This is a genomic window from Sinorhizobium alkalisoli (genome assembly GCF_008932245.1).
Taxonomy (GTDB): domain Bacteria; phylum Pseudomonadota; class Alphaproteobacteria; order Rhizobiales; family Rhizobiaceae; genus Sinorhizobium; species Sinorhizobium alkalisoli.
Map to the genome: position 1 here is coordinate 2,123,659 of NZ_CP034909.1, position 19,352 is coordinate 2,143,010.

Annotated in this window: 17 protein-coding genes and 1 pseudogene; 8 read left to right on the top strand and 10 right to left on the bottom strand. The window is 63.0% G+C overall.

All coding sequences use genetic code 11. From position 1 onward, the window contains the following. Positions 1-2: 2 nt before the first annotated feature. Complete coding sequence (locus EKH55_RS10410; RefSeq protein ID WP_069461611.1) at positions 3-464, bottom strand: GNAT family N-acetyltransferase; 462 nt, start codon at positions 462-464, stop codon at positions 3-5. A 297-nt stretch (positions 465-761) separates the two neighbouring features. On the opposite strand from EKH55_RS10410, the gene EKH55_RS10415 reads away from it, so the two are divergent. Together EKH55_RS10415 and EKH55_RS10420 are read left to right on the top strand one after the other, a co-directional pair. Continuing rightward, entirely contained in the window at positions 762-1,988 is a 1,227-nt protein-coding gene (locus EKH55_RS10415) for a GGDEF domain-containing protein (RefSeq protein WP_069461548.1), read from the top strand. Between the two features lie 202 nt (positions 1,989-2,190). Beyond that, positions 2,191-2,688, top strand: coding sequence for a CreA family protein (locus EKH55_RS10420; RefSeq protein ID WP_069461547.1), 498 nt, complete (start codon positions 2,191-2,193; stop codon positions 2,686-2,688). Positions 2,689-2,839: 151 nt separating this feature from the next. Here EKH55_RS10420 and EKH55_RS10425 read toward each other — a convergent pair whose 3' ends face one another. The 4 genes from EKH55_RS10425 to EKH55_RS10440 all read right to left on the bottom strand — a co-directional run bounded on the left by EKH55_RS10425 (position 2,840) and on the right by EKH55_RS10440 (position 6,660). Then, positions 2,840-3,163 (bottom strand): hypothetical protein, encoded by a 324-nt coding sequence (locus tag EKH55_RS10425; RefSeq protein WP_069461546.1) that lies wholly within the window; start codon positions 3,161-3,163, stop codon positions 2,840-2,842. Between the two features lie 331 nt (positions 3,164-3,494). After that, positions 3,495-3,881 carry a hypothetical protein gene (locus tag EKH55_RS10430; protein ID WP_069461545.1) on the bottom strand — a complete coding sequence of 129 codons (387 nt, stop codon included), beginning with the start codon at positions 3,879-3,881 and terminating at the stop codon, positions 3,495-3,497. A gap of 233 nt (positions 3,882-4,114) precedes the next feature. Next, entirely contained in the window at positions 4,115-4,579 is a 465-nt protein-coding gene (locus tag EKH55_RS10435) for a chemotaxis protein CheW (protein WP_069461544.1), read from the bottom strand. A 2-nt stretch (positions 4,580-4,581) separates the two neighbouring features. Next, positions 4,582-6,660, bottom strand: a complete 2,079-nt coding sequence (locus EKH55_RS10440; protein ID WP_069461610.1) for a methyl-accepting chemotaxis protein — start codon at positions 6,658-6,660, stop codon at positions 4,582-4,584. 245 nt (positions 6,661-6,905) lie between these two features. Between EKH55_RS10440 and EKH55_RS29400 the strand changes: the two genes are divergently transcribed. The 4 genes from EKH55_RS29400 to EKH55_RS10455 all read left to right on the top strand — a co-directional run bounded on the left by EKH55_RS29400 (position 6,906) and on the right by EKH55_RS10455 (position 11,243). Then, on the top strand, positions 6,906-7,064 hold the full coding sequence (locus EKH55_RS29400) for a hypothetical protein (protein WP_192803714.1): 159 nt from the start codon (positions 6,906-6,908) through the stop codon (positions 7,062-7,064). Between the two features lie 171 nt (positions 7,065-7,235). Then, positions 7,236-7,835 (top strand): SCO family protein, encoded by a 600-nt coding sequence (locus EKH55_RS10445; RefSeq protein ID WP_069461609.1) that lies wholly within the window; start codon positions 7,236-7,238, stop codon positions 7,833-7,835. 138 nt (positions 7,836-7,973) lie between these two features. After that, positions 7,974-8,849: a 50S ribosomal protein L11 methyltransferase gene (locus EKH55_RS10450; RefSeq protein WP_069461543.1), complete on the top strand. Its 876-nt coding sequence runs from the start codon at positions 7,974-7,976 to the stop codon at positions 8,847-8,849. 558 nt (positions 8,850-9,407) lie between these two features. Further along, the gene (locus tag EKH55_RS10455; protein WP_069461542.1) at positions 9,408-11,243 is read left to right on the top strand and encodes an aminopeptidase P family protein; all 1,836 of its coding nucleotides are present in this window, start codon (positions 9,408-9,410) and stop codon (positions 11,241-11,243) included. 239 nt (positions 11,244-11,482) lie between these two features. Here the strand turns inward: EKH55_RS10455 and EKH55_RS10460 are convergent, their stop codons facing one another. The 5 genes from EKH55_RS10460 to panC all read right to left on the bottom strand — a co-directional run bounded on the left by EKH55_RS10460 (position 11,483) and on the right by panC (position 14,843). Then, positions 11,483-11,722, bottom strand: coding sequence for a hypothetical protein (locus EKH55_RS10460; protein WP_069461541.1), 240 nt, complete (start codon positions 11,720-11,722; stop codon positions 11,483-11,485). Between the two features lie 108 nt (positions 11,723-11,830). Beyond that, positions 11,831-12,142 (bottom strand): AzlD family protein, encoded by a 312-nt coding sequence (locus tag EKH55_RS10465; RefSeq protein WP_069461540.1) that lies wholly within the window; start codon positions 12,140-12,142, stop codon positions 11,831-11,833. 3 nt (positions 12,143-12,145) lie between these two features. Next, positions 12,146-12,862, bottom strand: coding sequence for an AzlC family ABC transporter permease (locus EKH55_RS10470; RefSeq protein WP_069461539.1), 717 nt, complete (start codon positions 12,860-12,862; stop codon positions 12,146-12,148). Between the two features lie 281 nt (positions 12,863-13,143). Continuing rightward, a complete protein-coding gene (panB, locus tag EKH55_RS10475; protein ID WP_069461538.1) occupies positions 13,144-13,965 on the bottom strand; it encodes a 3-methyl-2-oxobutanoate hydroxymethyltransferase in 822 nt (273 codons plus the stop codon). Positions 13,966-13,967: 2 nt separating this feature from the next. Beyond that, the gene (panC, locus tag EKH55_RS10480; RefSeq protein ID WP_069461537.1) at positions 13,968-14,843 is read right to left on the bottom strand and encodes a pantoate--beta-alanine ligase; all 876 of its coding nucleotides are present in this window, start codon (positions 14,841-14,843) and stop codon (positions 13,968-13,970) included. Positions 14,844-15,194: 351 nt separating this feature from the next. On the opposite strand from panC, the gene EKH55_RS10485 reads away from it, so the two are divergent. Both EKH55_RS10485 and EKH55_RS10490 read left to right on the top strand, forming a co-directional pair. Then, entirely contained in the window at positions 15,195-15,596 is a 402-nt protein-coding gene (locus EKH55_RS10485; protein ID WP_069461536.1) for a VOC family protein, read from the top strand. A gap of 308 nt (positions 15,597-15,904) precedes the next feature. Continuing rightward, positions 15,905-19,238, top strand: a pseudogene (locus tag EKH55_RS10490) (DEAD/DEAH box helicase). The last annotated feature ends 114 nt before the right edge of the window (positions 19,239-19,352 follow it).

Sequence of the window (19,352 nt, forward strand, 5' to 3'; positions counted from 1 at the left end):
GCTCAAATCACCATCCGGTACATCACGAATCCGGACTTCTCGGCGAGCTTGTCGTAAAGTTGCATCGCCGTGATGTTCGACTCGTGCGTAAGCCAATAGACGCGTGACGTGCCGGCGCGCCGCGCGGCGTCGAAGACGCCGTTGATCAGGGCCTGGCCGACCCCTTTCCCGTGGATGCCTTCTCTGATGAAGAGGTCCTGGAGATAGCAGTTCGGCTGGATCGCCGTGGTGCTGTGGTGGAAAATGTAATGGGTGAGCCCGACCAGCCGACCATTGTTTTCCGCGACAAGCGCATACATCGGTTCATAGGCATCGAAGAAACGCGACCAGGTCATGAGGGTAATGTCGGCGTCGAGCGCCTTTTCACCCGAACGTCCGTTGGATGCGTTGTAGTGCTCCCAGAGGACCAGCCACTGATCGTAGTCGCTGCGAACGACCGGACGGATGGAGACGTTCTCGCTCATCGTCGAACCCACCGGAATGACCACCCTTTGCGGGGGCGACAGCATAACCTCTCGGATTGGCGCGGTCCATCAGCCGCTCATCACACATTGTCACCTTCGCGCATCATTCGCGCGTGGCGGATGGCCCTTGAAATTGTCGTGGTGCTCAAATCGCTTAATGCCTGCGCCCAAGTCGAAGACCACTAAAATTGCAGTGAATTTCGCCGGGCTTCGTTAATACGGCAAAGGTACGAATCGGACTGCTTATCGGCTGGAACGCAAGCCACTTTTCATTTTTAGCACGACAGGCCGTTTCGAATGAGCTTTCTCCCTGCCGTATCCGCCCTTGCCCTCTCGGCTATAGTGCCGCTCCTGTTGTCTCTTGGGCGCACTGCCGCCGGCAGCCGCGAGCTTTCGGCCGGTTGCGCCCTGGCCGCAGCTGCAAACGGGCTGATGGCCGTGGCGGCGCTGCTCGGGATGCCGCTTGCCGCAACGTTCGGCTTTTTGGCGCTGATAGCCGCCTTCGTTTTCATATTCCTCGCTTTTCGGCGTCTCCTCGCCCTGCCGGCACCTCCGGCCGTCTTCACGGCCGTCGCCCTTGCCGCCGGTACCGCCGGCCTCGTCATTGCGCTTGGCGGTCTCGGCGGTTCCACCACACGCGTTCTCGTCGGCAGCGGCCTTTGCGGCTGTCTGCTCCTCGTGATCGGTCTTCCGACCCTAGATCGCTGGGCTGCGGGGCGGCCGGCCATCCGCCTTGCCGCCGTGACAGCGCTGGCGATCGCCTGCATGTCCCTCATCCACGCTCTCGGCCCGATGTCCGCGGTGGCGCTTCAGGCTGCACCCTCCCCCGGCTACGCTTTCTCGCTGGCAGTCCTGCAAACGCTCGGCCTGCCGTCCCTTTTCCTGGCGGCGAACCACACGCTGCGGAACCGCATCATCGGCGATCTCCGGACGGCGATCGCCCGCGACGAACTCACGGGCGTCCTGTCGCGCAGGGCGCTGATCGAGAAAGGCGAGGGGATTCTCGCCTTCTCTCTTTCGCGCCGTCGTCCGGCTTCTTTCCTGCTGCTCGATCTCGACTATTTCAAGCAGATCAATGACCATTACGGCCACGCCTGCGGCGACATGGCCCTTGCCCATTTCGCCGAGACCGTCTCCGGCTTCCTCGGCGATCGCGGCGCCTTCGGGCGGATCGGCGGCGAGGAATTTGGCATCATCCTCCCCAACCACACGGAGGAACAGGCAGCCGCTCTCGCCGAGGCGATCTGCCGCCTCGTGCGCGAAACGCCGGCCGGCCGGGCACACCAGCGCATCCGACTGACGGTGAGCATCGGTATCGCCGGCGCCGAGCCCGGCGATTCGATCATGGACGTGATGATCCGCGCCGACATGGCGCTTTACGACTCCAAGGCCGACGGCCGCGACCGCTGTTCGCTTGCGAGGCAGCGCCGTGCCGACCCCAGCGCCCGCGTGCTTGCAGCGGCCGCCGCGCAGTTGCGTCAGGCCGATATGTCCGATCAGGAGCGATTGCGCGAGAGCGCATAGAAGGCTCCCCTATCGTAATCGATGCAGTTCCCACCTATGTGAACGCTAATGCATGTCGCCCAAAAGTGTGCAGCGGTTGGGCCAACGACGTGCATGAAAACAAGGAACTAAAGCGCGTTGCACGAATACCGTTAAACACGACGCGCTTTGGCGTATCGGCCCGAAAATCGCGCGGCGCCGTATCGCCCATAGGAGGATAGTCATGTTCCGCCGCATCCGTACCTTGACCCTCGCCGCCCTCGCGCTCACAGCCGCAGCGATCGCCCCCACCCGTGCCGAAACCGTCGGCGAAGTCGGGGTCGATTGGCTCGGCAACGACATCAAGATCGATGCCGTGCGCGATCCGAAGGTCAGCGGCGTGACCTGCCACGTCACCTATTTCGACCGCAGTGTCATCGATCGCCTCAAGAACGGCAATTGGTTCGAGGATCCTTCGAACAATTCGATCGCCTGCCGGCAAACGGGTCCGATCGCCATTGGGGACATCGAACTGTCGAATGAAGGCGAAGAGGTCTTTCGCTCCGGGCTGTCGCTGATCTGGAAGCACCTGCTCGTGACGCGCATCTACGACAAGGCCAACGACACGCTCATTTACCTGGCGCATTCACGCCAGGTGACGGATGGATCCGCCAAAATGTCGATCTCCACGGTTCCGCTTTTCGGCCAGTCCGTAACCTGGGAAAATGGGCGGCCCGACTGATGCGGTCTCTGGACACGAAGGAACGGGACGGCAAATGAGGCCGTCCCGCTCGCCTGCGCGGCGATGCGGGACAGCTATACCAAATCTCGATGATTAGGAACGAGACTTGGCATTAACAGTTTCAACGACCTTCAGTGCTGCCGGTGCTGAATTAGCGCCTCGGGGGAACGATTCCCCGATAGTACTGACCCTCACCGGGCGTGTACTCCGGATAGGGATCGCGGTCGATTGTCCGCCCATCGTAGATGCTGCCCGTCGGCATCACGTCGATGCTGCCGGTCGGCATGCGGTCGACACGCTCATTCGGTGTCACGGTGACCGGCGGCAGCGACATCAGCGGCTGGCTCTGGGTCCCCGGAGGGTTGTGCGGATCGACGCCCTGGTAATAGCTGTCCGCCAAGGTTGGTGCGGCGCCTCCAAGGAACGCGGACGAGAGGACAAGTGCGGGAATCGACGTCTTCAGAGATGGTCTCATAGCGTTCACTCCTTTGTCCGTTCGGCATCCCGCCTCCGGCGAACGCCGAGCTTCACGACAGCCAGGCGCATCCATTCATGCGCACAGGACGGCAGTCGTTCTTCGGGATTTCTGCGCATTCCGTCCTTAAATCGGAGGCGATTTAAAGAACACGCAACGAGTTAACGCCACACCGCGGCGGATGTTCGGCGTAAGCGTTGACGTTTGGTCACGTTTACTCATACGAGCGTGATGCCGGGCTGCACGGAATTTGACTTGACGCACATCTCAATGCACGCGCGGCCGGCGATCAGCCGGCCGAGCGCTCCAGTCAAGCAATCCGGCTGCTAATTCACGGAACTGGCGCCGGAGGGATGATGCCCTGGTAGTAATCTCCTTCGCCGCCCGCTTGATATTCATTCAGATGTCGCTCACGGATCTCCGAGGGCGACAGGTTGTAGATCGGCGCTGGACGGACATAGACCGGTCCCATAGGGCCCGGATCGACATAAATGCTGCCCGTCGGCATGGTGTCCACGTAGACGCTTCCGGTGGGCGCGGGATCGAAATAATACGGGCTCACTGTCCGCGGCACGACAATGATCCTGTTCTGGGTTCCCGGCGGGTGATGCGGATCGATGCCCGGATAAAAACCGTTCGCAAGGGCCGGAGTCGCCGCGCCAGCAAGCGCCGAAGAAAGGGCGAAAGCCGCTAGTGACGTTTTGAGCAATGTTTTCATGGCTGTGCTCCTGTTCCGATCAGTATCCGCATGCTTCGCGAAATACTGGAAGGTTCGCCATGATAACTCGTTTCCCGCTCTAGGTGTTCCTGCCAGCAATCGGCATGGTCACTTCGCGCAGGCGGCCGCAGCGCGAGCGAGCGCCGCTGCCTGCGCCTACTGCATGTCGCGTGGCGTTGTAGGGCCCGCGCCTTCTGCTCTCCGAAAGTCGAATCCGAATTTCGGAAAATTCTTCAGGCGGCCTGGGCTAGTTCGTCGGCGATTACCGTATCCAGATTGAGGAAACAGACCATCGTCTTCTCGAGCGCGACGATGCCGCGGCAGAAGGCGCGCTGGGGTTCCGGTATGATTTCCGGCGCCGGTTGCAGGTCCTCGCCGCGGATGGTCATCATGTCCGAGACCTGCTCAACCAGCAGGCCGACGAGCTTGCCGTTGATGTCGGTGACGATAATGGCCGCGCGCTCCGACGGTTCGGTCATCTTCATGCCCAGCCGGCTCGCCATGTCGATGACCGGGATCACCGCGCCGCGCAGATTGATGAGGCCGAGCACGTAAGGCGGCGTGTGCGGCATCGGCGTCACCGGCGCCCAGCCGCGGATTTCACGGATGGCCATGATATCGATGCAGAATTCCTGGTCTCCGAGATGGAAGGAGACGATTTCGAGTTGGGCACCAGTCTGCTTGATTGCGTTGCTCATGATCAGAATTCTTCCCAATTGTCACTGGACGGCGCGGCCGCCGATGTGTTGCCGAATGCGCCCGCCAGCTTGCCCATGAGCGCCTTGGCGGGGGATGGAGCGGGTCGGGTGGCTGCCTGCACCGAGGCGGGCTTTCGCAGCGGCGCCGGTCTTGCAGGGGCTGCCGTGGCCAGCACTTTCTCTGATCCGGCCCCGGCACTCCTCATGGCCGGTCGCACCGGGGCTGCCGTCGACGCCGATGTCGGGGCCGCAGCGCGCAGGGCGGTTTCTCGCATCTCGCCATTGCGGAACTGGCTGACGAGTGAGCTCAGCCTTTCGGCGTCCTGGGCAAGCGTGTGGCTCGCCGCATTGGTCTGCTCGACCATCGCGGCGTTCTGCTGCGTCATCTGGTCGAGTTGGCCAACAGCCGTGTTGATTTCGTTCAGCCCGGTCGACTGCTCCCGCGCCGCTACCACGATCGAACTCATATGTTCGTTGATGCGTGCAACATTGACGCCGATGCGACCGAGGGCGTCGCCCGTTGCCCGAACCAGCTTGACGCCGTTTTCGACTTCGTCGCCAGAGCGCGTGACCAGCGCCTTGATATCCTTCGCCGCGCCGGCGGCCCGCTGCGCAAGCTCGCGAACCTCCTGGGCGACGACGGCGAAGCCCTTGCCCGCCTCGCCCGCCCGGGCCGCCTCGACGCCGGCGTTGAGCGCCAGCAGATTGGTCTGGAAAGCAATCTCGTCGATGACGTTGATGATCTTGCCTATTTCGTTGGACGCGTCTTCGATTCGCGCCATGGCGGCGATCGCATCGCCGACGATGCGGCCGGATTCCTCGGCGTTGACGCGCGTCTCATCGACCATGCGGCTCGCCTCTTCGGCCCGCTCTGTCGCCGTTTTCACCGTTGCGGTGATCTCCTCCAGTGCGGCGGACGTCTGCTCCAGCGAGGCGGCCTGCTTTTCTGTCCGCCGCGCCAGATCGTCGGCGGCGCTGCGCATCTGGCGGCCATTGCCCTCGATCGAAACAGTGTTCTCTTTCACATTGGCGAGTGCGTGGCTGAGCCGGTCGACCGCATTGTTGAAATCGCGCCGAAGCGCATCGAGGTCGCCGTCGAAAGGCTCGTGAATGGCAACGGCAAGGTTGCCCTCCGCGAGTTGATTGAGCGCGCGGCCCAGGGCATCGACGGCGGATCCGATACGGGCAACCGCCTGCTCGCGCTCGGCCGCCTGGCGTTCCCGCGCCTGGTCCATTTCTTGCCGGTCGGCGGCGGAAGATTGTTCGAGCGCCCGCGCCTCGATGGCCGCGGTGCGGAACAACTCGACCGAGCGCGCCATCTCGCCGATCTCGTCGCCGCGCTCGAGCGTCGGCACGGCCGAGGAAAGATCGCCCGACTGGATCCGCCGCATGCTGTCGCGCAGGCCAAGCACGCCGCGGCGCAGCACGCCTCCGTGGAACCAGATCAGCGCAAGCATGCCGCCCATCGCCAGAACTCCGGCGAGCGCCTGGAAGAGCACCGCATTGCCGGACTCCACGCGCGCGTCGGCAATGCGGTCTGCGGCGAGAGTGGCGGCAGCTTCGGCCATTTCGGTCAGCGCCGCGCCCATACGCTCGCCGGCACGGTCGATCACGTCGTCGACGCGCGCGAAATCCGCCGCGGGCGCGCCGGCTTCCACCATCTGTTTCAGGTCCACCTCTACAGCTTTGCGCAATGCGGCAAGATCGTCCTCGTAGGTGGAAAGAACCGGCTCCTTGCCAACAAGGCGCGCCAGTCCCTTGAGATCTTTCGTCTTCGCGTCCAGCAAGTCGAGCGAGGCCTCAATCCCGCGCAGGCGCTCCGGCTGAATCTTGCGCTCCTCACGATCGATGATCGTATCCATCGCGATCAGCACGAGTTCGATGCCGGCGAAGCGCATTTCCTGCGCCGTTCTCATACCCTGCTCCGCCACCGCTGCCTTCTCGAGAGCCGCCTCCGACCGGCTGTTCTGATACCAGCCGACCGCCAGGACGGAGCCGAAACCGAGCAAGGCGGCACCTGCAAGTGTTGCCAACCTCTGGCTGACCGAAAGGTGGCGCTTGGCGGTGGAATGTTCGTTCATGATGGACAGCCCGTGACACGGACCTGCCTCCGCCGGCATGGTCCTTCGTTGCGGTGAATGCGGAAGCCGGACCTGATCGAACCGGATGACGTCATGTCAGAGGGAAGCGGTGCACTTCTCCGCATTGACGGACTTTGGCAAACAGACCTTAACCATTCGCTAAAATACAATCACCGATCGTCGGCGATAGCCGCAATTTGCCGGCGCCCCTTCCCTCGCCGTACGACGATGTTATGATCCGCCCCATGCGCATGGAAACGAGGAAAGCAATCTCTCCCCTCGTCCTCGCCTTCGCCGCGGCGGTGCTCGCGCTCGTCTCCCTGTTCGCGTTCCAGGGCTGGATCGCGCACAGCGCGGATATCTTCCTGTCGCTTGGTCAGGCGGGCCTTGCCTGGTGCCTCTGAGCCGGGGAGGCTCAATACTTGCCATGCAGTAGCTTGCGCCGATACGGTAGCGCCTCGTTCCGGCTCATGCCTGCGGCAATTGTGTCTTTGCGCCGCCCTCAGCGACGCGGTATCAAGGCATTGCGCGTTTTTTGATGGCGGACGATGAGCCGCAACGGACCGGTGGCAATGATGAAATCCATACGTATCGTTCTCTGGGCAGCCATCCTCGTCATGGTGGCCGTGCTCGGCTGGCTAACCTACGATATGACGCAGTCCAGTCAGCAGGCATCCGCCGGCCCCTTCGGCGTGCCCTTCACACTGGTGGCCCAGAACGGCCAGCCAATCACCGAAAAGGCGTTCACAGGCAAGCCGACTGCGCTTTTCTTCGGCTTCACCCACTGCCCCGAAGTCTGCCCGACGACGCTCTTCGAGTTGAATGGATGGCTCGAAAAGGTCGATCCGAAGGGCGACCGGCTGCAAGCCTATTTCATCACCGTCGACCCGGAGCGCGACACGCCGGACGTTCTCGGCCAGTACGTGTCGAACGTCTCCAAGCGCATTACGGGCATTTCCGGTCCTTCCGACGACGTCCTGGAAATGGTCAAGGGTTACCGCGTCTATTACAAGAAAGTGCCGACCGACGAGGCAACCCCCGGCGGCGACTACACGATGGACCATACCGCGTCGGTATTCCTGCTCGACGCCAACCGAGAGTTCCGGGGCACGATCGCCTATGGCGAGAACCCGGACACGGCGGTCAGGAAGCTTGAAAACCTGATCAAGGGCTGATTTCGCCCCGTTCCATTCCGCGCAAGCCGATGCTTTACCTTTACGCCGCATTCATGATAGCGGCGGATCGACTTCACAGCGTCTCGCGCGCCGGTTCGCACGACGAAAGGGCGCTGGCCGCAGCCGAAGGAAAGACCATTGAGCGAGATACGCCTTTTTGTCAGCACCACCGAGAAGCAGGCCGAAGCCGTTCTCGACCTCATGACCGCAGTTTTCGGCGAGGAGGACTTTGCGATCGCGACGATGGAGATCGACGAGAAACGCGACCTCTGGGAAGCCTCGGTCTATATGATGGCGGATGAGGAAGCTGAGGTGAAGGCGCGGCTCGAAGAGGCGCTGCAGGCCGGCTTCTCCCATCTTCCGATCGAACGCGAGGTGTTGCCGGACATCGACTGGATCGCCAAATCGCTCGAAGGGCTTGCTCCCGTGCGCGCCGGCAGCTTCGTCGTGCATGGTTCCCATGATCGCGACAAGGTGAAGACCGGCGAGATCGCCATTGAAATCGACGCCGGTCAGGCCTTCGGCACCGGCCATCACGGAACGACCGCCGGCTGTCTGGAAATGCTCGCATCCGTCGCGCGGGCGCGGCGCATCCGAAACGTGCTCGATCTCGGCACCGGCAGCGGCGTCCTGGCGATCGCCGCCTGGAAGCTCCTGCACGTGCCGGTGCTCGCGACCGATATCGATCCGGTCGCAACCCGCGTGGCGACCGAGAACGCTCGCCGCAACGGCGTCGTCAGCGGCCTTGCCTTCGCGACCGCGCCGGGCTTCCACTCCACCACCTTCAGCGCCAACGGCCCGTTCGATCTGATCATCGCCAATATTCTGGCGCGGCCGCTGATGAAAATGGCGCCAGAACTCGTCCTCAATCTCGCTCCCGGCGGCTCGGTCATCCTCTCGGGCATCCTCGCCGAGCAGCGCTGGAAGGTCCTCGCCGCCTATAACGGCCAGCACCTCAAACATATGCGCACGATCTGGCGCAATGGCTGGGTGACGATCTATCTGGCCAAGTAGCGATGATCGCAGGGGCCGAGGCTTGCGGCCAATCTTTCCGCTCTCGTTCCTAGCTGTGCTTGTACACGGAGCCCGACTAGGCTCGGCGCCCGGCCCGAGCCTCGGCCCGAAAAACGAAGAGGCCACCCGTTCGATCATGAACGGGTGGCCCCTTCGAAAGAAAGGCGATGCCGAAGCATCGCCATGGCCGATCGAAACCGACCATTCGCCCGCGAGCCTGAGGAGGAGGAGCGCTCGAGCGGGCTCTACCGTTCCGAAGTTGACCACCCTGAGGGAGGAGGAGAACAGATGACCAACTATTCTCGGAACTGCAGCTTCTTGAACCGGGAACGGTTGCCCATGTTCGTTGGCCGCGCTTATAACCCATAAATTCTGTAGGGAAAGATGTTTTTCCCGCATGGGAGCCATGCACCCGGCGCATAAATATGACAAATGGGCTTCGATCAAGAAATGCGAGGCGAAAGCACGGCAGGATATCGCCTCTTTCCCCTGAAGCAGGCTTTCCGCTAACATGGCGAACTCACCTGCGGTCTTCGCAAAGTTTTACCGGACGTATCCATGTTTCAATCCTTCGAAGTCACTTCCACGCCCCAGTTCGGCAGGGAGCGTGTCGCCGCCTTGCGCGCCGCTTTCGCGCCGCTTGGTATCGACGGCTTTCTCGTGCCGCGGGCCGATGAATTTCAGGGCGAATACGTACCAGCCTGCTCCGAGCGGCTCTCCTGGCTGACCGGCTTTACCGGCTCGGCCGGCGTCGCGCTTGTCACGGAACGCGACGCGATCGTCTTCGTCGACGGACGCTATGTAACCCAGCTCAAGGAGCAGGTCGACGCGAGCGTCTTCACCGGCGGCGACCTCGTCGGCGAGCCGCCGCATGTCTGGCTGGAGCGCCACGGGCCGAAGGGATGCCGCCTCGGCATAGATCCCTGGCTGCATACCGCGGCCGAAGTCCGCCGCCTGGAAAAAGCGCTTGCGACGATCGACGGCAGGCTGGTCTTGCTAGGGGACAATCCGCTCGACCGCATCTGGACCGACCGACCCGCCGCCCCGGTCGGCCGCGTAACGATCCAGCCGCTCGAGCATGCCGGTCGGCTGGCGAAGGACAAGCTCGCCGAGATTGCCGCGGCCGTCGAGAAGGCGACGGCGGCGGCCGTCGTGCTGGCAGATCCCTCCTCCATCGCCTGGACCTTCAATGTCCGCGGCAGCGATGTCCCGCATACGCCGCATCCGCTGGCACGCGCCATCATCCATGCAAATGGACGTGCCGAAATCTTCATCGACAAGCGCAAGACCGGGATCGAACAGGAGGCCTACATCACACAGCTCGCCGACATCCTGCCGCCGGCCAGTTTCGAGGATCGCCTCGCCACGCTTTCTTCGAGCGGTGCAGCGATCATGATCGATCCGGATCTCTCCTCCTTTGCGATCGGCGAACTTATCCGCAGCAAGGGTGGCGTGGTGATCGAGGCAACCGATCCCGCCCGCTTGCCGCGCGCCTGCAAGAATGCGCAGGAGATCGCCGGATCGGTCCGTGCCCACCTCCAGGACGGGGCCGCAATGGTTGAATTCCTCGCCTGGCTCGACAAGGCCGACCCCGGCAGCATCACGGAAATCGGCGCGACGAAGCGACTTGAAGCCCTGCGCACCGCCGTCGGCGAACGCATGCAGAATCCGTTGAAGGACATCTCCTTCGATACTATCGCCGGCGCTGGCGCGCATGCGGCGATCATGCATTACCGGGTGACGACGGACACCGACCAGGCAATCGAAGCCGGAACCGTGTTCCTGATCGATTCCGGAGCGCAATATGTCAATGGCACCACGGACATCACCCGCACGGTGGCTATCGGTTCCGTACCGCAAGAGCAGAAACGATTCTTCACCCTGGTCCTGAAAGGCATGATCGCCATCAGCACGGCGCGCTTCCCCAAGGGCACGCGCGGCGTCGACCTCGACCCCCTCGCCCGCATAGCGTTGTGGAAGGCAGGTGCCGATTATGCCCACGGCACGGGCCATGGCGTCGGCTCCTATCTGTCCGTGCATGAGGGGCCGCAGCGTATCGCCCGCCTTGCGACGCAGGAGTTGCTGCCGGGCATGATCCTCTCGAACGAGCCGGGCTACTACCGCCCTGGCGCCTTCGGCATCCGCATAGAGAACCTTGTCGTCGTCCGGCAAGCGGCCGACATCGAAGGCGGCGACCTGCCCATGCTCGGTTTCGACACCCTGACCTACTGCCCGATCGACCACCGGCTCGTGCTGCCGGCATTGCTGACGGACGAGGAGCTGGCCTGGCTCAACGATTATCACGCCGAGACGCGCGAGAAGCTGATGCCCTTGATTGCCGACGAGGAGACCCGTCGGTGGCTGGCGGCTGCCACGGAAGCGATCCGTCGCTGAGTGAGGCAAACCGGAAGAAGAGAAAGGGAGGCCCGGCGGCGTGGGTGGGGCTACAGGGGCAACCGGGCCTCCGTTGGGAGGTTCGATGTCTCAACCAACGCCACCGTCATATTTCACGCAGAGGCTTCGCGTAACCCGGGAATTCTACGGGTTCTGCAGGATTTTCAGACGGAAATCGCGATTGGTCGTCCGCTATCCTTCCAGGAAAGTGGAGAACGCGACGATGCCCGCTGGCCGATTCAGATTCCAAGCAAACGCTTCGCCTCGCCGAGCGCTGCCTCCGAACCGGGATGATCACCGGCATTGTGCAGGTCTTCTCCCTGCTGGCGCAATTGCTTGACCTTATTCATGTCGGCCTCGGAAAGGGAAGCCGTCTGCAGGGCCGCATCAATCGCCGCCATTTGGCTCGGGCAGGAATTCGCAAAGGCAGTCACAGGCGCGAGCGCCAGAAAAAGGGCAATCGAGATCCTGGTCAACATGGTTGCTTCCTCCACGACCGGCGGCCTGTTCCGCCCGCCGATAACGGGAGCATCATAAACCGCGGCCGGTCCGCCGCCAAATCCCGACACTGTGATGCGCGGCAAAGGCTATAGGATGCCGTGCCGAATCGCCATCACGACAGCCCAGCCGACAACCAGCATACGGAGCGTCGAGAAGCGGAGCCCGACCGCGAAGGCGACCAACATCGATGCCGCTACCTCGATTCCGCCACTGACGAAGGCGGGGGCCACAAGCGTCGTCAGCACCGCCGCCGGCACGGCGTTGAGCGCCGCTTCGAGGCGCGGCGGAATGTGCTTCAACTGGGTGATCAGCACATAGCCGCCGACCCGGGTCGCGAAGGTGGCGACCGCCGCGGCGAGGATGACAAAGAGCAGGTCGAAATGCTGGACCGTGTCCATGGCTCAGTTCCCCTGCTCCAACGGATCGCATTGCCGCTCCGCCCGGCTGTTGGGCAGGCAGGCGGCCAGAACGATACCGGCGAGCGCGCCGATGCTGACATGCCAGGGCGAGCCGACGAAATGCATGGCTGCAATGGAGGCGACCGCGCTGGTCGCCACGATCGGCAGGAACCGGTCTCGCTTGCGGAAGCCGAGCACGAGCCCTAGAAAATAGATCGGGAGGAGCACGTCGAGCCCGATCGCCTTCGGATCGCCGATCATCTGCCCGAAGACCGCGCCCACCACCGTGGTGACGAGCCAAAGGACATAGATGATCAGGGCGAAGCCGAGATACCAGGAGAAGGTCACCGGAAGATCGCGCTCCGCCCGCCTTTCGCTCTCGGCATATTGAGGATCGACCAGCAGGAAGAAAGCGAAGAACTTCTGAATTGGCGTGTAGTGTTTGATGTGCCTCGTAAGCGAGGCCGAATAAAGCACGTGGCGGAAGTTGACCGCGAAGATCGAAAGCACGATCAGCCACGGCTGGACATGGTTGCCGAAGAGCTCGATGCCGACCATCTGGCTGGCGCCCGCATAGACGGTTGCGCTCATCAACACCGCGTCTGCTATCGAAAAGCCGTTATCGATTGCCAGCGCGCCGAACAATGCGCCAAACGGCGATGCCGCGACGATGACCGGGAAGCCCTCGCGCAGGCCCTCGCGAAATTCAGCTCTGTTCATGAGAATCCTCCGGCGGACACCCAAGCGCAAGGACGCATCGGCCGCCGCTTTTCCTTGGAGAAATAGGAGTTGCGGCAGGAAACGACAATTCAATTAGGCTGATGCAATGATTGAATCTTCTGATGCTTGAAAAGTCCGACCACTCACCGACGACTGATTGCGCCCCTGTCGCGCCTATCGAAGCGCCCCGGGAATCGGAACCGATATTTGGAACCCCGATGCGCAGATTCGAAGCGTTACAGCGATCTTTGCGCGTCTGAAAAGACGCGCGGCGCTGTCGCTCAGCGCTTCACCTGAAACGTATGCTCGATCCCGGGGAACGTACGGGCCTTCACCTCGTTGGCATAGTCTTCGACCGCCTTGGAAATCGCCGGCGCGAGCTCGGCGAAGTGTTTGACGAAGCGCGGTTTGAAATCGTTGAACAGACCGAGCATGTCGTCCGAGACGAGGATCTGGCCGTCACAGGCGGGCGACGCGCCGATGCCGATCGTCGGCGACCGGAGCATTGCGGTGATCTCGCGGGCAACCGGCTCGACCGTGCCCTCGATGACGATCGCGAAGGCGCCGGCATCGTCGATCGCCTGGGCATCGCGTCGGATCTTCGCCACTTCCTTGTCGTTGCGCCCGACCGAACGATAGCCGCCGGTGGTGTTCACGAGCTGAGGCATCAGCCCGACGTGGCCGAGCACCGGAATGCCGCGGGAGACGAGGAAGTCGACCGTCTCGGCCATCTCCGCCCCACCCTCAAGCTTGACCGCGCTGCACCCGGTTTCCTTCAGGACACGCGCGGCGCTTCGGAAGGCCTGTTCCTTCGATTCCTGATAGGAGCCGAAGGGCAGGTCGACGACCACGCAGGCGCGCTCCGCACCGCGCATCACCGCCTGGCCATGTGCGATCATCATGTCGAGCGTCACGCCGACCGTGGTGTCGAGGCCGTAGAGTACCATGCCGAGCGAATCGCCGACGAGCAGGAAATCGACATGCGGATCGAGGAGCCGCGCGATCGGCGTCGTATAGGCCGTGAGGCTGACGATCGGTCGCTCACCCTTCAGAGCCTCGATATTGGCGGGGCTGAGCCGCCGCTTCGTATTCTGAACGCTCATTCTCAGGCTACCTTTGCATAACTGGCGGAATTCGGTGCGATGACGCGATTGTCGAGCAGCTTCGTCGTCCCGAAGCGGACGAAGAGGAGGAGCAGCACCGGCTTGTCGCCGATCTTTCCGATCGGTTCGAGTGTATCCGGATCGCGCAGCGCCACCACTTCGGGGCGGGCGAGCGGCTCGGATGAAAGAAACTCTGTGACACCTTTCTCGACGGCGCCGGGATCGCTCTCACCGCTTGCAATCAGACGCTCGGCCTCGTCCAGGGCCTTTGGCACGATCGCAGCGGCACGGCGCTCCTCGGCCGTGAGATAGATATTGCGCGACGAACAGGCGAGCCCGTCGTCCTCCCGCACTGTCGGCACGCCGACGACCGCCACGGGCTGCGCCAGATCCTCCACCATGCGGCGGATGATCTGCAACTGCTGGAAGTCCTTCTCGCCGAAATAGGCGCGGTCGGGCTGGGCGATGTTGAACAGCTTGCTGACGACGGTCGCGACCCCGGCAAAATGCCCAGGCCTTACCGCGCCCTCGAGTTCGGAGCCCAGCTTGGGCAGGTCGACGACGGTTTCCATCGGCCGCGGATACATGTCGGCAACGCTCGGCGCGAAGAGGAAGTCGACGCCGCCCTCCTCCAGCATCCTCTCGTCGCGGGCGAGGTCGCGTGGATATTTGGCGAGATCCTCGCTTGGCCCGAACTGCAGAGGATTGACGAAGATGCTGGCAACGACCACGTGGTTTTCGCTGCGGGCGCGGCGAACGAGCTCCATGTGACCGACATGGAGATAGCCCATGGTGGGCACAAGCCCGATCGACTTCCCAGCGCGCCGGTGCTCGGCAAGGGCCGCACGCAGCGCGGCGATGGTGGTGATGGTCTTCATCTCCGGACCCTCCAATCCGCCGGGGCAGGAAAGACGCGCCCCGTTTCGCTGATATGGCTAGCCGCCGGCCCCGCGAAAAGGCAATTGCACAAATTTTGGCGGCAAAGCTCTATCTTGTGCGGCGCAAAAACACAAATGGAAATGGCGGAAGCGTGGCGACATCAAGGCAGCGATAATCGAGAGACGGTGGCTCGAAACACTGCGAGACCGGCATTTCCTGCGCACTACATGGACAACGAGAGAGACCTTGAAAGCCGTTGCCTCCGCGCCAGATATTTTTCTCGCCCCCTGTCGGCAAGCGGCCCAAGCCGGCGTCCTTTGCCGGTCACACCACATCACGAGGAAAAATCCATGCGCATGATCTTCGTCAATCTGCCGGTCAAGGACCTCGAGGCCTCCCGCGCCTTCTTCTCCGCGCTCGGCTTCACCTTCAATGAGCAGTTCTCCGACGACACCGCCGCCTGTACGGTCATCGACGAAAACGTCTTCGTCATGCTTCTGACCGAGCCGAAGTTCCGCGACTTCATCACCGGCGAGATCAGCGACACCGCCAAGGGCACGGAGGTCATCACCGCCCTCTCCGCTGCGAGCCGGCAGGAATGCGACGACATGCTGGAGAAGGCGCTTGCGGCAGGCGGCAAGCCCTGGAAGCCGGCCATCGACTACGGCTTCATGTACGGCGTCAGCTTCCAGGACCCCGACGGCCACGTCTGGGAATTCATGTGGATGGACATGTCCGCGCAGCAGGCGTGAGCGACGGGCGAGATTTCCGTGAAGTCTCTGCGCCGCCGACGCGGCGTGGAAGCCTCCCACGGAGCGACGCCGTAAGCCTCTGTATCCACGCATCGTACTCTCCGAAAATCGGGTCCGATGTTCGGGTCGATGAGCCAGGCATCGTTCGGACCATTGACGCGCGCCGCACCGGACCGTATTCGCGTGACGCGCTTCTCCATGCGGAGCCGATTCCGCCAGGCGGAAGATGCGCCACCGGAAGGACCTTCCGGGCTTCTCGATTGACAGAGTGCCCGTAAACGGACACGGTGGCGCCGCCGAGGGAGACGATGCAGACGGACACGTGGTACGCTGATCGGGAGCGGCTTCTGGCCATCCTCGATTTCTGGCACAAGATCGAGTTCTTCATTCCCTATGACCTTTCCTCCCGCGCCGTTCAGCGCGAAGGCAGGAGTGTCTTCTGGCTGCATGCGCAGACATTGGAGGATGACGCCGCCGCGCTGAGACGCCCCTCGATCCCGCAGGAGAAGGAGATCGCCGGCATTACCCTGTTTCTCGGCGTCTTCCACAAGTCGGAGATAGCGGGAGCAGGCCGGTTCTTCGGCGACGGGCCGGCTGAATACGAAGACGCCGAGCGCGGCGACCTCGACGGCGACAGCTGTTTTGCCAGCCTGCAACTCGACGCCTCGGGCAACCCGCTCTTCGAGACTTTCGCAATCTCGACGCTTCCCTGGGCGCTCGGCCGCAGCCGTGAACTCGGCCTCTCCGCGCTCGATTTCGGCGCATTCAGCGAAAGCAGACGAGAGCTCTCGGAACTGCTTCAGAACGTGGATGCGCAGCGGCGTCTCGATCAGCCGCCCGCGGATAACGGCGACCGGCCGCTGATGCCCCACGAAATTCTTGGGCTTCACGAACTGCTTTGCGATTGGGCAGGATTCGTCCCTGCGCACGAAACGCCCGTAGCCCTGGTCGAAATCCGGTTCCGGGATCGGCGGGCAAGGCCGGTCCGGCCGGCATTGCCGCCGCCGGAAGGCGAGACGACGACGGATGATGACGACGGCGTCGTCGCCGAAAAGGACATCGGCATCCTGAACAGCTTCTTCATCGAAGACATAGAGCAGGCGATGGCGCAGGTACGGGCGGGGACGGTTCCGGAAGCGCTCAGGCGATACCTGATGCCTCGCACCACAGAGGCGCGAATCGACCTCTATTCGGACGAGGGCCGCCATGCGCTGCTCGACATCCTCAACCCGCGGAACCTCAATCGCGGGCGATGGCCGAGCGAGCCGCATCAGGCGATGAGCCTGATGCAGCAATTCGCGATCAATTCGGCAACGCCCGCCCTGGCCGAATCCGGACTCTATTCCGTCAACGGGCCGCCCGGCACCGGCAAGACGACGCTCCTGCGGGAGATGATCGCCGACAAGGTCGTCAAACGCGCCAGGGTCCTTGCCGCCCTGGAGGCGCCACGCGACGCATTCGACGGTCGGCCGCGCAGCATCGCCTTTGCTGATGGCACTACGGCATCGCTGTCGGTGCCGAAACCCGAACTTGCCGGCTTCGAAATGGTGGTCGCCTCCTCGAACAACACGGCGGTCGAGAATATTTCCCATGACCTGCCGAAACGGCGCTCGATCGCCGAAGTCTCCGGCCGCGGATATCTGCAGACGGTCGCCCATAAGATCGCCGCCCAAAAGGATAACTGACAACTTCTCGACCTCTCGGATGATGACCGTCCGTGGGGCGATCGCCTGTGCGCTCGGAAAGGCGGGAAACCGCCGGGCGTTCAAAGAGCGTTTCGCCTTCATGCCCGTCGACGAAGAGGCAAGACCCACCTGGTCCGGACACGAAAGGCCGCAGACGATCTGGCAATGGCTGAAGAGCTACGAGGGACCCACTTTCACCGAAGCGGCCCAGCGGTTTCGTGCCGCCGACGATGCCGTGAGCGAGAGCATCCGGCGCTTTGTCCGTTACGCCGATCTCCACCGCGAGGTCGGCCTCGTTCCCCTGGAAGAATATTGCCGCGAGCTTCGCGAGCGGACCGAGGCTGCGGCCGACGACCATCGGCGGGCGCGGGAAAAACGTGACGCAGCCTTCGCGGAAGTGACAGCCCTCAAGGAGCGGCTTTCGCATCTGCAGGAGGAAGAGCATCTGCTCGACCGCTCCGCGCCGGGCTGGTGGCAAAGCGTGCTGCCGACGGCGGCCGGCCGCGAACACAGGAACAGCCGGGCGGCGAACCTGGAGCAACAGCTCTCGCTCGGACGGCTGAGAGAGGCCGAGCGTCGTCTCGCGGAACAGCAGGCGCGCGCGAAAAAGGCCGGCCGGCAGTACGAAGACTCCCGGCAGCGCCTGTCCATGCACGGGGAAGCCTGGTCGGAAAAACGCGATGAATTCGAGAATCTGGCAATGGCACTCGGCCATCGGGCCGTGCCGCTTCGCCTGGAGGAGCTCGAAAGCGTTCGGTTCCAGATCGACGGGCTGTGGCACTCGGACGAGTTGGCACGGCTGCGCACGGACCTGTTCGAAGCCGCGCTGGCTTTGCATGAGGCATGGCTGGCGGATGTCGGCAGCAAGGGTGGAGGGTTTGGGGGCAACATCGTCGCCACTGTCAAACTGCTGTCCGGCAATGAACCGTTGAAGCGCGACCATCTCCCAACGATCTGGCAAAGCCTGTTCATGATCGTCGCGGTCGTTTCCACGACCTTCGCCTCCTTCGCGCGTCAATTTGGCGGTCTGGGCCCGGGTTCAATCGGCTGGCTCTTCGTCGACGAAGCGGGCCAGGCCGTGCCGCAAGCGGCCGTCGGCGCTCTCCTGCGGTCAAAGCGCGCGATGATGATCGGCGATCCGCTGCAGATCGAGCCGGTCTTCAGCCTGCCAAGCGCCTTGATCGGCGCTCTCGCCGCCCTTTCGCCCCATACGTCGGAATGGCATCACGCACCGAACCGGGTTTCGGCGCAGATCCTTGCCGACGCCGGCAACCGTTTTGGCACGACGGTCCCCGCCGACGGTGGAGACGGCCTATGGATCGGCAGCCCCCTCAGGGTGCATCGCCGTTGCATCGAGCCGATGTTCAGCCTTGCCAATCGGATCGCCTATCGGAACAAGATGGTCTTTGCGGCGGGCGCAGGCCCCGCCGACGAAGAGGCGGCACCGTTCCGCAACGACAGCAGCTGGATCGACATCAAAGGCAGGGTTTCCGGCAAGCAGACCGTAGTCGGGCAGGTCGACTTCATCGTCGATGTCCTCGTCACCCTCTACCGCCGCGACGGGATCCTGCCAGCGAGCTACATCATCTCGCCCTTCAAGGAGACGAAAAATGCGCTGAAGCAGGCTTTGCTGCAGGCGAGGTGGAGTGACGCCGACAGATATTCCTCCCCGCCGAAACTGCACAGATGGCTGCAAGACAGAATCGGCACCGTGCACACCTTCCAGGGCAAGGAGGAGAGCGCTGTTTTCATGGTGCTGGGCACCGACGCCGATCACGTCGGAGCCGCCATCTGGGCATCGTCGAAGCCGAACCTGCTGAACGTAGCCGCCACGCGCGCCAGGCGCCGTTTCTACATCGTCGCCGACCGCGACCTCTGGCAAGGCATGCCCCACTTCCGGGAAGCCGCGAAGGCCTTGCAAACGGTGCGCGCGGCGGAATTCCTAGCCCGGCTCTAGATCTAAAGGATCAAAGCGGCCGCCTTGGGCGCGAGGCGCGTCGTTGCCCCTCGAAACAGGTTGAATTTCGCCTGTGTCGACTCCCCGCAACCGGTCAGGCGACCTGAGCCCAAC